This is a genomic window from Aeromonas piscicola (assembly GCF_000820005.1).
GTDB classification, from domain to species: domain Bacteria; phylum Pseudomonadota; class Gammaproteobacteria; order Enterobacterales; family Aeromonadaceae; genus Aeromonas; species Aeromonas piscicola.
The window spans coordinates 110,737-122,961 of sequence record NZ_CDBL01000007.1 but is presented as its reverse complement, the minus strand read 5'-3'; the positions used below and the strand labels follow the sequence as shown (position 1 = coordinate 122,961).

Here is a 12,225-nt window from a genome sequence, read left to right as displayed (position 1 = left end):
TGTCATCAATTATCATACCGGTAACCATGCCGGGTCCCTCAGGGAGAGAGCACCATGGCCATCGCCATCATTCCGGCCCGGGGCAGCAGCAAGCGCATTCCCCGCAAGAATATCCGCCCCTTCTGCGGCCAGCCCATGCTCGCCTACGCCATTCAAGCGGCCAGAGCGGCAGGCTGCTTCAGCCGAATTGTGGTCTCCACCGATGATGAGGAGATCGCCGACCTGGCCCGCCAACTCGGCGCCGAGGTGCCCTTCCTGCGCCCCGCCAGCCTGGCCGACGATCATACCGGCACAACCCCGGTGGTGATCGATGCAATCCGGCAACTCGACGATCTCGGCATTCAGGCGGAATACTACTGCTGCATCTATGCCACAGTGCCACTCATTCAGGCCAGCGATCTGAGCGCCGCCCACGACCGCCTGCTCGCCAGCCAGGCGCCCTTCGTCTACACGGTGGCCGAATTCGGCTTCCCCATCCAGCGGGCGGTGCGCATGGACGCACAGGGCAGAGTCAGCCCCTTCTGGCCGGAGCAGATGGCGCAACGCTCTCAGGATCTGGAGCCCGCCTACCAGGATGCCGGCCAGTTCTACTGGGGCAGCCGCGCAGCCTGGCTGGGGGGGATCAGCCCGGTGGGTGGGGAAGGGATCGGCCATATTCTGCCAAGGCACAGGGTGGTCGACATAGATACGCCGGAAGACTGGCACCTGGCCGAACTGCTCTATCGGGTGCTGAGCCAGGATGGCGTTTAACGTCGCCTTCCGGCTCGATGCCGGCGCCGAAATCGGGCTGGGCCACCTGATGCGCTGCCTGGCCATCGCCGATCGGCTACGGGCGGCGGGGGCCGAGTGCCACTTCCTCTGCCACGACTTGCCCGCGCATCTGCTGCCGCTGCTGCATGCCCATCACCACCACTCTCTGACCACACAGGACGACGCCGGCCCGCTGCCCAGCTTGCAGCCCGATTGGCTGGTGTTCGATCACTACCAAATTGACCACGTGGTCGAACAAGAACTGGCGGTCCACTGTGACCAGCTGCTGGTGATCGACGATCTGGCCGATCGCCCGCACTACTGCCAGTTGCTGCTGGATCAGGGACCACTGCGCACAGCCGCCGATTACCAACCGCTGATCCCGGCCGATTGCCGACTATTGCTTGGCACCGACTATGCCCTGCTGCGGCCCGCCTATCGCCAACTGGCACGTCAACAAACCAGCCAGTGGCAGGGAGGGCTCATCTGCTTCGGCGGCGCCGACCCGGCCGGCGCCTGCCTCACCACCCTCAACAGTCTGGCCTGCTTGCCCTGGCCGCGAACCATCCAGTGGACCCTGGTGGCAGGCGGCGCCAACCCCTTCTGGCCCGAGCTGGAGCAGAGGGTGGCCGAGTTGCCCGAACTCAAGATCACGCTGCTGCGCCAGAGCGATCAGATGGCGCAGTTGATGAATCAGCACGACTTCACCATCGGCGCCGCCGGCGGCATGACCTGGGAGCGGGCCTGTCTCGGTCTGCCGACCCTGGCAGTGCCCATAGTCGACAACCAGCAGTTCAACGATGTAGTGATAGCCCGCTTCCAGCTGGCCGAGCGGCTGACGCTGGACGAGCTGGCCGAGCCGGCGCGGCTCATGCAGGCCTTGCAGCGGCTGGAGCGACAGGCTGATGACTATCGCCAGCGCGGCCAGCAACAGGTGGATGGGCTGGGGCTGGATCGCCTCACCGCCTGGCTGCTGCCCCAAGCCGATTACCAGCTACAACCTGACGGCCAGCAGTGGCAGTTCCACCAAGATGACAAACATCTGCTTACCCTGACCCTGTGCGGCCCGCAGCTGGTATGGCAGGCTCATCCGTCACTCACGCCACAGCAATGGCAAGAGCTGGCACATCGCTTGCAAATAATTTTCTCCCAATTTCCCCTCTATCTTGCCGAGCCACCCAAGATAGCGCCCCCTGCCCCCTGGCAGCCGGCGCCGCAAGGCTGGCAACTTGGCACAGGAGCCTGACCACAGATGCAGATCGCCCATCAATCCATAGGCCCGGCGCAGGCGCCCTACGTGATCGCCGAGCTCTCGGCCAACCACAACGGCAACCTGGAACGCGCGCTGGCCATCATGACCGCCGCCAAGGCGGCCGGGGCCAGTGCGGTCAAACTGCAGACCTACAGACCCGACACCATCACCCTCAAAAGCGACAGGCCCGAGTTCCAGATCCACGGCGGCCTGTGGGATGGTCACAGCCTGTATGACCTCTATGAGTGGGCGCACACGCCGTGGGAATGGCATCAGGCCCTGTTTGCCAAGGGGCGCGAGCTGGGGCTGACGGTGTTCAGCAGCCCGTTCGACTTCAGCGCAGTGGACCTGCTGGAATCTCTCGACTGCCCGGCCTACAAGATTGCCTCCTTCGAGCTGGTGGATCTGCCCCTCATTCGCTACGCCGCCCAGACCGGCAAGCCGCTCATCATGTCCACCGGCATGGCCAACGAGGCCGAGATCGCCGCCGCCGTCGAGATGGCGCTCAAGCATGGCAGCGGCCAGCTGGCGCTGCTGCACTGCGTCAGCGGCTATCCGGCGCCCGCGGCCGAATACAACCTGCGCACCATCCCCATGCTGCGCCAGCGCTTTGGCGTCGAGGTCGGGCTCTCCGATCACACTCTGGGGTCGGCGACCGCCATCGCCGCCACAGCACTCGGGGCGACCCTCATCGAGAAGCACTTCACCCTAGCCCGCGCCGACGGCGGACCGGATTGCGCCTTCTCCATGGAGCCTGTCGAGCTCACCGAGCTCATTGCCTCGGTCAACACCGCCCATGCGGCGCTCGGGGTGGCCGACTATCAGCTCACCCAGAGCGAGCAGGGCAACCGCGCCTTTCGTCGCTCCCTCTATCTGGTCAAAGATATTGCGGCCGGAGAGGCGCTCACCGCAGATCACATCAAATCGGTGCGCCCCGCTCTTGGCCTGCCTCCCGCCGATTACGATCGAATCATCGGCAAGCGGGTCAGTCGCGACATGGCAGCCAATCAGCCGCTGAGCTGGGAGTGGATTGAACAAGATGAATGAAGAGCGGCTACGCCATCACCTAGCGCTAATTGAACAGCGCTGGCCAGCCTTGGCGGCGATCCTTACCGAGGTGCAATTGGGCGATCTACAGGTGGAGTTGTGCGAGGGAACTGGCAGTACCTTGCTGGTTAACGGCATACAACTGACCAGCCGTCATGACCGTGTAGCGGAGGCCAATTTACAGGCAGCGAGCCTTCCCGAAGTGCAAACATTGCACATATACGGTACTGGGCTCGGGGACTTACAGCGTGTCCTGCTCGCCCGTCCGCATCTGAAAAGGCTACATGTACATATTATGCATCGCTCTCTTTTTGTTCTGGTGCTTGCTCTGCTTGAGCACGATGACTGGCTGCAAGATCCTAGAGTACATCTGGAGCTGGCGGGGGATGAACAAGAGATCTCCCTCCCCTTTTTTGCCCTACCTAGCGAGCTGGAGTTGGCTGAAGATACCGCATATCGCATCCGTGGCCGTCTAGTGAGCGAAGTGATGGCCGGTTATGTTCGTCAACGCTTTAATCCGGACTCACCCCGGATCAAGGAACGGTTGGAGCAGAACCTGCCTTATATTCACCATGATGGGGATGTCGCCAGCCTGTTTAAAACACAAGTTGACTCTACCGCTCTGGTCATTGCCAGTGGCCCAACTCTGGCACAGCATCTGCCAACCCTGGCTAAGCAACTCGCTCGCCATCCGGACTGGCTCGTACTCAGTGTCGACACTGCACTCGCCCCCCTTCGGCGGCATGGTATCACTCCCCATGTAGTGGTCTGTATTGACGATGCTCTAACCCCGGACAAGATGGCCAGCCAGGAAATAGGTAATGTGCCTCTCGTCTATGCTCCCATGGTACCCAATGACACTCTATCCAGCTGGCCTGGCCCCCGCCTTGTAACCTATTCTCCTAGCCCTATATATACCAAGTTACGACAATCCCACCCCAGAGGGGTACTACATCAGGGAGGAAGCGTCATCCATCCAACTGTTGATTTAGCAGTGAAGATGGGTAGCCTAGAGGTCATCTTGCTTGGCTGTGATTTCGCTTTCCCCGGTGACCAAACCCACACTGGTTGGCAGGATGGAGCGCTCGGCCCTATTGCCAGTCAAGCACTGACTTGGGTGCTAGATGGACATGGCAAACGAGTCAGCACCAATCCCAATTTTACTACCTACCAGATCGAACTTGAGCGTTATATCGCAGCGCATCCAGGTGTGCGGTTCTGGAACTGCAGCCGAGACGGTGCAGCACTGCTTGGCTGCAGCAATCACCCGGAGTTCGTAGAATGAAGATTAGAGAAGAGTGTAAAGCGCTTGCCCACAACTTTCGCCTTGGTCATCACGTTGAGAGTGCCCTGCTCCTGCCAACTTTGATTGAACAGGCGCTGCAAGCCATCCCCTCAGAGCATCATAATGAGGTGGTCACCATAATCAGCGCCTTGCTGGCCTGTCAGGAACGCCACGACTGGTTAGGGCTAGCCGACTGGCTGGAAGGAGAGCTCACAGCATTGCTTCAGTCCCCCAGCTTCGTAGAAGCTGATGATGAAGGAAAATGCACCTTATAACATATTCAGGAAGAGTCTAATTTTGATGTCGAAGGGTGTACATTTTAAACGTGTCATAAACAAGACTCTTGTTTAAAACCTATGTCAGGTGGAAAGTTTGGTGGGGAATATATTTATAGCGATGCTAGAATCACGCAATATAACAGTGTAGTGGTCTAATCATCCCGGACACCATTTTAGGTGGTACAGTCGCCACCATAATCAGAGGTGTTCAATGACAAGATTACGTCGCTCATTTACTGCTGAATTCAAATTCGAAGCCGCATCCCTGGTACTTGACCAGAGATATTCTGTCCCCGAAGCCAGCCGTTCACTGGATGTTGGTGAAACAGTACTTCACCGCTGGGTTCAGCAGCTTCAATCCGAACGCAGTAGCACAACCTCAATCCGCAAAGCACTGACTCCGGAGTAGCAGACAATCTAGGAGCTGGAAGCCTGCATCAACCGGCTAGATCGCGAAAAGGACATTCTAAAAAACGTTACCGCTCTCTTGATGGCGGACGAATTCACACGTACGTGCTGATAGACCGATTAAGGGAGCAGGCCCCCGGTCTGCTGTGCTTTCGATGTTCCCACTTCCTGTTCTTACGATTCTCTGGCTCGCAGGCGAGCGATTCACCGTGAGCGCATGCAACATGCGCAGCGAGTTGCGCCGGTTGTTTAAAGAGAGCCGGGGCTCAGCAGGCAGCCGCGCCTTGATGTCTATGATGCGGGAGTTGGGGTGTCAGATTGGCCGATTCAAAGTACATAGTCTGATGAAGGAAGCCGGGCTGGCATCCAAACAGCCGGGTGCACACCGTTATAAGGTTGCACGGTCTGAACGACCGGACATTCCCAATCTGCTGGCCCGAGAATTTGATGTTCAGCAACCCAATCAGGTGTGGTGTGGCGATATCACCTACGTCTGGGCAGGTGCTCGTTGGCATTACCTAGTGGTGGTTCTTGACCTCCATACCCGCCGAGTCGCGGGCTGGGCGATGTCGAACAAGCACGATGCAGAGCTGGCAACCAAAGCACTGGAGATGGCGTATCAGCAGCGGGGTTGCCCATCCGGCGTGCTGTTTCACTCTGACCAGGGCAGCCAGTATGGCAAGCCGGGCATTTCGGCAACGACTGTGGCGCTATCGCATGACCCAGAGCATGAGTCATCGTGGTAACTGCTGGGATAACACCCCGATGGAACGGTTGTTCAGAAGCCTGAAGTCAGAGTGGCTCCCGGTAACGGGATACATGAGCCTACGGGAAGCGAAGCGGGATATCAGTTATTACCTGATGGATTACTACAACTGGCGCCGCCCACATCAACACAATGACGGGATACCGCCAGCAAAAGCTGAAGATCGGCCTAACCAAGTGTCCGGATTTAGTTGACCACTACACAGACAAGTATAAATAAACTAAGTAGAGGCATAAATTACACCTCTACTTATGACGTTAATTTATTTTAAAAACATCAAGCCCTGTGAAATATAGTTCATCATGGCGTTCAAGTGCGTCAGCGTAGATGTTTTTTGCATCAATGAAAAACTGTTCCAGAATAGTAACAGCTGATTCAATTTTTTGTTCCAATTCATTTTTACATCTAGTTGAGCACATCATTACACTTATTATATTAGCATAAAAATAGTTAATGGAACCAATGAGAACACGATAGAGATGACGTTCATTACTCATAAAAACATAAAGAAGATAATCATGGTGCTTCTGCATTAGTGCCAACACATCGTTATGTGTTTTCGGTACAAATATCCAGTCATCATGTAGTTTTTCGAGTAACTCATGACATAGAGGTACATTGATGGCCGCCTTGAAGTCGATGCTAGACACATCGAAAGGCTGGAAGCATTGCGCCATGATCTCATCAATTACACTACGTTTATCCAATTCAGGCCAATCAGACACAATGGCTTCTATGGGACTAGGCACAGCACCTTCGATATAAGATCCATCACTGGTATTGGTACAATGTACATCCGGATAGGCTTGCAAGAGACGCTCCATATTGTGTATGGACAGTCCAAATAGATGGTTAATTCTAACCTCACCACCAAAATTACCACGGCCAGGAAAAGTCTCCGTCAGATCTTGCTGGTATTTTGCTTCCTGCTTGTCATTATAGTAAAGGCTTAACTTGGAGTGATGTTGATCAGCAGATTTATAACCATTGTCGATGCCAAAAAGATACATTTCTTTGAGCCCTAACAAAGCTGCGTAGTTCAGCCCTGTATTTCCCACAAATGGATTAGAGAACTCGATGGCATCATATTCGAATGCACGACCAAAATAAGTTCCGAGCAACTGATACATAGGTTCATTAGGCTTAAATGCTATACCAGTCTTACGAAAAAACTCTTTGCACTCAGGATGAATAACGTCGACACTAAGAAAAACTGCCTCCTTGAGAAACTCATTGGCATTAAGAATACGCAAAAAATCCGCAGAACTCTTAGTTCGTTCGACGGCAACATATATATCTGGCCTGATATTGGCCTTGTACAAGGCACTCACTGCAGTGCCACAAGCGATAATCAAAGCCTGACTTTGATGCTGACGGATGAACTCGATACTCTGATCCAATGACGGCCCATTTCCAACAATGAATACCGGCGTAGAGGAAAATCTAGCTGTGTCGCGATGTTTTTTAAGAAAAGGCGTACCATCTTGTAAATGAGTATGGCTGTGAGCCAGTGCAAATATATTGTCGTCGAAAAAGCCCCAACCAGTTCTGAGTAGATAAAACTCGCGTTCGACTTGTTCGATAAGGGCATGAACCTTGGGAGAGTGATAGTGGCAAAAGGAAAAATAGGCGGCAGACCAAAATGCCCCTTTACGATGTAAGGCCTCCATCATATCGGAAACCAACAGTTTTTCATCGACGCCGACAAAAAGGTGTAGACTAAGTGATTCCTGATCCATGTAAGCGAGTAGAGAATGCCAATCGAAACAAAACAGAGATGCATAGAAGATATCGACATCAGGTTCGAATGCAAATAAGTTTCGTACAGTGCAGCGCTCATAAAGATAGCCAAGCTGGTATCCTAATCCCACCCCATACATAAGCGAGAGAGGTATATCTACCGTAAGCAAATCTCTCAGAGGTAACCCCTCTAGATTAGAGGATACCTTCAGCTGGGAAATGGCGTTATTATATTTTATATGGATTTGATCATCGAAATACCACTGAGGGGTAAAATCGATACATTGCAGCACACTCTGTTCAATCACCTCAGTTATCTGTGCTTGAACCTCGACAAGTGGGTCTTCCCCATAGAGTGACACTTGTTCATCAAGCCACAAGACGTTGGGAATGCCATTCTCATTGCAGAAGAAGCGAAATGGCCTGACAGGCTGGTAATCTTTGAAAAATTCATGAATGCCAGGCATGTATTTTTCGAAGGCCGCCATATTGCGTTCATAACGAGCTGGCAGCACATCCAGCATGGCGGCTTCCTGCCTTTTTTGCAGTTCGAGGCGGGATAATTCATTCTCGACATGAGTAATATTTTTATTAAAATCCATTATATATGCCTAACCTGCATTCAGCTTGTAAAGATCAGAGGCTCGACCAGCCTTGGAAAACTGCAGCAACTCTTGTTCTGTCAGATGCTTCGCTTTTTCTACCCAGTCGTGGATGGTTTGAAACTGCAGCAATGCTTGTTGCTGTTCCACATTCAATGCAGTTCCAAGTTCAATGTGTTGAAACACACCATCAAGTGCGCTCAAGTAATGTGCCGTCAGCTTGTCTGACGCAAGCATGTCGCCCTGCTCCAGCAGGGCCAACAGCTGGTTACCATGCTCAATCAGCCCGGATAGCGGGACATTGCTCATTCCGGCCGGCCCACTTTTTGCTGAGCTAGCGCCTTGTCACGCTCTTCAACAGGAATCGCATCCCACCCGCTTTTCACGGTCAACATCAGGGCCATCACTTCGTCAACGATGGCGATATCCATGTCGCGGCTGGCATCCATCATCCGCACCTTCATATAGTCATAAAGCGCAAAGAGATCTTCTGGCACCTTGCCATAGGAGAGATCCAGCGAGTCCTGCAACCCGTTGATGATGGCCAAAGTTTTAGAAATATCCTGCGATTTTTGTTCAAAATCACGGCGTTCAATCGCACCACGCGCCTGAGCAAGGCGTTCGAGACACCCCTGCATCAGCAGCTGGATGACGCGATAAGGGTCTGCTACAGCCAGCTCGGATTGCAGACTCTGGGTGGTATAAGCTTTGATATTTTTCCGATACATATGAAACACCGATCCTGACTACAAATTAGCTGCTCTTGGTGTTGAGCAGATTCAAATATGAGGCCGACTTGTTCATCTTGGCCAGCATGGTATCCAGACTCCCATAGCGGGCACGCAGGGTCTCCTGATACTTGGTCAGCTGGGAGGTAACATCAGACTCCTTGCGGCTCACTTCGCGCAGATCGGAATTCAGCGAGTCTTCCCGTTTAGCAAGTAAACCACCGGTCTTGGAGTAGGTTTCCAGCTGGTTGGCCAGCTGACCTGCAACCCCATCCTTGCCGCCAAAAACCGCCACTACCTGATCGAAATTCTTGTCGATAGCCTCGCTGAACTTGGTATCGTCGATAGACAATACCCCCTTGTTATCCATCTTTATACCCATCTGGAAAATCGTTGAGTAAGTGGAGGACTTTTGCGAGGGCTCGGTAATGATGCCATTCATCATATTGACCACGGCACGGGTCGTTGCATCGCCCGCCAGAGCACCGCCATCATTCTGGCTCTTCCCTGCCACGATCGAGTTGCGCTTGCCGAGCTCATTGCTTTTCTTCACCAGCGTGTTGTAGCCGTCGACAAAGCTTTTGACCATGTCCTTGATGCCGGCTTTATCGGTGGTCACATCAACCTTGTTCGAGCTGTAGGTCTTGACTGGATTACCACTGGTATCGGTAGAGGTTGTGCTATCCGACTCCCGTAACACAGTCAGTTTGAGTCCGACAATAGTGCCGTCGAAAGTATTGGACGAACTGGTAAGAGTATTTCCATCAACAGTGATCTTGGCATCTTGAGCATCTTGGCGCTTGGTAAGCTTGGACACCAGGTTATCGGTCAGGTCCGTCGTGCTGCCGGTGATCTGCAGATCCTTGCCGCTGCCGCTGACCCCGGAATCGATCATCAGCTTGGATTTACCATCGGAGGTATTGACGATGTTGACGCTCAGACCGAAATTGTCTGCGTCATTGTTGATGCGTTTACGAATGGACTGTAGCGAATCCCCCGCCTTAACATCGACATCAAAGGTCTTGTCGCCAGCCTTGAAGGTCAGTTTCCCGTCCTGAGTGATGAGCGGAGTCGTCGATGAGTCGAAGGTACCGTCAAATTTGCTGGTCTTCGCCAATTGTTCGACGCTGATATCATATTGCCCATTGGAAGCACCCGCCTTGCTCTCCACCTTGAGAACGGGTTTGTCCTTGTCCTGGGTAATGTTGATCGATCGTTTGTTGAACGCATCATCCTTGGACATGGCCTGGAGTGTCGTCACAAAAGAGGCAATGGCCGATTTCAACTGTCCAACCCCTGAGAGAGTGATCTGGGCATTGGTCTTTTTGGTGGTGATAGGCTGCATCAGCTGTGCCTTCTTGGCATTGACGCTCGCAGCAATGACAGACTCCAAATCCAATCCAGAGCCCGCACCAGCATTCGTAATATTGACCATTCTCACTCTCCTCGTAATGCTTGCGTATTAAATCTCTTTATCGAGTAACAGCCCGACGCGCGAGCCGGCACAGGCAGACGTAATGGTAGACATACTCACTCTCCTCTTAAGTTTTTCCCATCAGATTTCGTTATCAAATAGCAATCCTGTACGAGACCCACCAGCTAAATCACCATCTTGCCATTCCTTTATCCTCTTGCTGATTGCAAGAAATTCTTCAGAAGGAATTTGACGAATCACGGATTTACTCTGAGCGTCCATCACTTTGATGACTACCTGATCAGAATCTTTTTCAACGCTGAAGTTGACCGTCCAACCTTGCAACTCACTAAATTTCTGCAAGTTTTGGACCTCTTTTTCAATTTCAGCCGCATTAGGTTTCTGCTTGCTTGATTTTTCAGCAGGATTAGTTCCCTGACTGACTATCGGTCCCTGTGATGTCACCCGCTGCTCTTCCGCCGTACCAGATAGCACTTGAGCGGCCGATTGGCCGCTCTTGCTACTTTGCTGAAGAGAAGAAGGAGTGACCGATGACGGGATCCCAATTTCATTGGCCATATCGTCGCTCCTCTTTCATTTCAGTCATTATCTGCCCAACAGGGACAGAGCTGATTGCGGTCTCTGGTTGGCTTGCGCCAGGATACTGGAGGCAGCCTGTTGCAGGATGTTTTGCTTGGTCATGTTGGCCGTTTCAGTCGCAAAGTCTGCGTCACGAATACGAGAGCGGGCTGCACTCAGGTTCTCGGAAACGTTGGACTGGTTGCGAATGGTCGAGTCAAAGCGGTTCTGTACCGCACCCAGCTCTGCCCGTTTGCTGTCAACGGCCTTGATCATGAAATCAAGGTTGGCCATGGCAAGTTGGGCGGAACTCGCAGTTTTGATACTGCTGACACTGGTGGAAGTCACCGCAGTGGTTCCCTTGGTCACGGTGTAGGGTTCCCCGGAAGCACTGGTCGCAACGGTAGCACTGCCCTTGGTCGATGACGCAATACCGCTGATCGTGAAGGCGGATGTCATCTTGAAGGTGATGGTCTGGCCAGCATCGGCACCGACCTGGAAGGAGCCTTTGTACTTGCCATCCAGCAGTTTTTGACCACCAAAGGAAGTATCGGTGGAGATACGGTCGATCTCTGTGGTCAGCTGATCGAACTCCTGCTGCAACGCAGTACGGTCGTCAGTGTTGTTGGAACCGTTGGCCGATTGCTGGGCCAGGGTACGCATACGCTGCAGCATGGAGGTGACTTCATCCATGGCGCCTTCCGCAGTCTGAGCAACAGAGATGCCATCGTTGGCGTTGCGGTTACCTTGATCCAGGCCATTAACTTGTGAAGTCAAACGGTTGGAGATCTGCAGACCGGCGGCGTCATCCTTGGCGGTGTTGATACGCAGACCGGAGGCCAATCTGGTATATGACGTATCCAGGGACTTGTTGGTGTTCATCAGGTTACGCTGGGCGTTCAGTGATGAAGTATTCGTGTTGATGTACATGGCCATAAAATATTCTCCCGAAGAACATGCGACTGCGGGTTGCGCCGCCAAAGCGACGTCCCACCGTTAGAAGAACAGGTTGAACAATCCTGTGTCTTCTGGCGGGTGTCTGTTTGAACGAACAGGCCACCCGCAGTAGTGCAAACGTTGGATTCCGAACACCCCTCGATTGCTTCACTTTATTTAACGGCCGCATGGACACAAGCTTTAGGAAAATAATTGCCGAAGGCGGCAAGTTTTATCCGGCAAGCGGCAAATCGCAGGCATCAGAAGACTCGCCATGTGACCTCAGGCACCATGACAAGGGGGACATAGGAAAGGTTGGTTTTGGCACGGTTTGTGCTTTGCTATGATCGAGTGGCGTCAATTTGACGGCACAAAAAAAGAGGCCGGAAAACCGGCCTAAAATGAGCATATGCTCAGGAGAATACGACCAAGGGTGACAG

Annotated in this window: 11 protein-coding genes and 1 pseudogene; 6 read left to right on the top strand and 6 right to left on the bottom strand. The window is 53.3% G+C overall.

The genetic code is table 11. The features are described from left to right. Nucleotides 1–54: 54 nt before the first annotated feature. From pseF to BN1128_RS24260, 6 genes and pseudogenes are all read left to right on the top strand, one after another. Nucleotides 55–750, top strand: coding sequence for a pseudaminic acid cytidylyltransferase (gene pseF, locus BN1128_RS01490; RefSeq protein WP_042865821.1), 696 nt, complete (start codon nt 55–57; stop codon nt 748–750). Further along, nucleotides 740–1,996, top strand: coding sequence for a UDP-2,4-diacetamido-2,4,6-trideoxy-beta-L-altropyranose hydrolase (gene pseG / locus BN1128_RS01485; protein ID WP_042865820.1), 1,257 nt, complete (start codon nt 740–742; stop codon nt 1,994–1,996). The genes pseF and pseG overlap by 11 nt, the downstream gene beginning before the upstream one ends. 6 nt (nt 1,997–2,002) lie before the next feature. Then, nucleotides 2,003–3,049 carry a pseudaminic acid synthase gene (pseI, locus tag BN1128_RS01480; RefSeq protein WP_042865819.1) on the top strand — a complete coding sequence of 349 codons (1,047 nt, stop codon included), beginning with the start codon at nt 2,003–2,005 and terminating at the stop codon, nt 3,047–3,049. Then, a complete protein-coding gene (locus BN1128_RS01475; RefSeq protein WP_042865818.1) occupies nt 3,042–4,334 on the top strand; it encodes a motility associated factor glycosyltransferase family protein in 1,293 nt (430 codons plus the stop codon). Before pseI ends, BN1128_RS01475 begins: the two co-directional genes overlap by 8 nt. After that, on the top strand, nt 4,331–4,609 hold the full coding sequence (locus BN1128_RS01470) for a hypothetical protein (RefSeq protein ID WP_042865817.1): 279 nt from the start codon (nt 4,331–4,333) through the stop codon (nt 4,607–4,609). Before BN1128_RS01475 ends, BN1128_RS01470 begins: the two co-directional genes overlap by 4 nt. Before the next feature lie 214 nt (nt 4,610–4,823). Next, nucleotides 4,824–5,980 (top strand): annotated as a pseudogene (locus BN1128_RS24260) (IS3 family transposase). 63 nt (nt 5,981–6,043) lie between these two features. On the opposite strand, the gene BN1128_RS01460 reads toward BN1128_RS24260, so the two are convergent. The 6 genes from BN1128_RS01460 to flaB form a co-directional block, all read right to left on the bottom strand. After that, nucleotides 6,044–8,128, bottom strand: a complete 2,085-nt coding sequence (locus BN1128_RS01460; protein WP_042865816.1) for a motility associated factor glycosyltransferase family protein — start codon at nt 8,126–8,128, stop codon at nt 6,044–6,046. A 9-nt stretch (nt 8,129–8,137) separates the two neighbouring features. Beyond that, entirely contained in the window at nt 8,138–8,437 is a 300-nt protein-coding gene (locus BN1128_RS01455) for a hypothetical protein (protein WP_042865815.1), read from the bottom strand. Beyond that, nucleotides 8,434–8,856 carry a flagellar export chaperone FliS gene (gene fliS / locus BN1128_RS01450; protein ID WP_042865814.1) on the bottom strand — a complete coding sequence of 141 codons (423 nt, stop codon included), beginning with the start codon at nt 8,854–8,856 and terminating at the stop codon, nt 8,434–8,436. Before fliS ends, BN1128_RS01455 begins: the two co-directional genes overlap by 4 nt. A gap of 25 nt (nt 8,857–8,881) precedes the next feature. Then, entirely contained in the window at nt 8,882–10,291 is a 1,410-nt protein-coding gene (gene fliD, locus BN1128_RS01445; RefSeq protein WP_042865813.1) for a flagellar filament capping protein FliD, read from the bottom strand. Between the two features lie 120 nt (nt 10,292–10,411). After that, entirely contained in the window at nt 10,412–10,849 is a 438-nt protein-coding gene (locus BN1128_RS01440) for a flagellar protein FlaG (RefSeq protein WP_039214970.1), read from the bottom strand. 27 nt (nt 10,850–10,876) lie between these two features. Further along, nucleotides 10,877–11,785, bottom strand: coding sequence for a flagellin B (gene flaB / locus BN1128_RS01435; RefSeq protein WP_042865812.1), 909 nt, complete (start codon nt 11,783–11,785; stop codon nt 10,877–10,879). Nucleotides 11,786–12,225: the final 440 nt, after the last annotated feature.

What these genes read in the sequence shown, in the direction of transcription:
- pseF (WP_042865821.1), top strand. Translation starts at nt 55, where the DNA reads ATGGCCATCGCCATCATTCCGGCCCGGGGCAGCAGCAAGCGCATTCCC.
- pseG (WP_042865820.1), top strand. Translation starts at nt 740, where the DNA reads ATGGCGTTTAACGTCGCCTTCCGGCTCGATGCCGGCGCCGAAATCGGG.
- pseI (WP_042865819.1), top strand. Translation starts at nt 2,003, where the DNA reads ATGCAGATCGCCCATCAATCCATAGGCCCGGCGCAGGCGCCCTACGTG.
- BN1128_RS01475 (WP_042865818.1), top strand. Translation starts at nt 3,042, where the DNA reads ATGAATGAAGAGCGGCTACGCCATCACCTAGCGCTAATTGAACAGCGC.
- BN1128_RS01470 (WP_042865817.1), top strand. Translation starts at nt 4,331, where the DNA reads ATGAAGATTAGAGAAGAGTGTAAAGCGCTTGCCCACAACTTTCGCCTT.
- BN1128_RS01460 (WP_042865816.1), bottom strand. Translation starts at nt 8,128, where the DNA reads ATGGATTTTAATAAAAATATTACTCATGTCGAGAATGAATTATCCCGC.
- BN1128_RS01455 (WP_042865815.1), bottom strand. Translation starts at nt 8,437, where the DNA reads ATGAGCAATGTCCCGCTATCCGGGCTGATTGAGCATGGTAACCAGCTG.
- fliS (WP_042865814.1), bottom strand. Translation starts at nt 8,856, where the DNA reads ATGTATCGGAAAAATATCAAAGCTTATACCACCCAGAGTCTGCAATCC.
- fliD (WP_042865813.1), bottom strand. Translation starts at nt 10,291, where the DNA reads ATGGTCAATATTACGAATGCTGGTGCGGGCTCTGGATTGGATTTGGAG.
- BN1128_RS01440 (WP_039214970.1), bottom strand. Translation starts at nt 10,849, where the DNA reads ATGGCCAATGAAATTGGGATCCCGTCATCGGTCACTCCTTCTTCTCTT.
- flaB (WP_042865812.1), bottom strand. Translation starts at nt 11,785, where the DNA reads ATGGCCATGTACATCAACACGAATACTTCATCACTGAACGCCCAGCGT.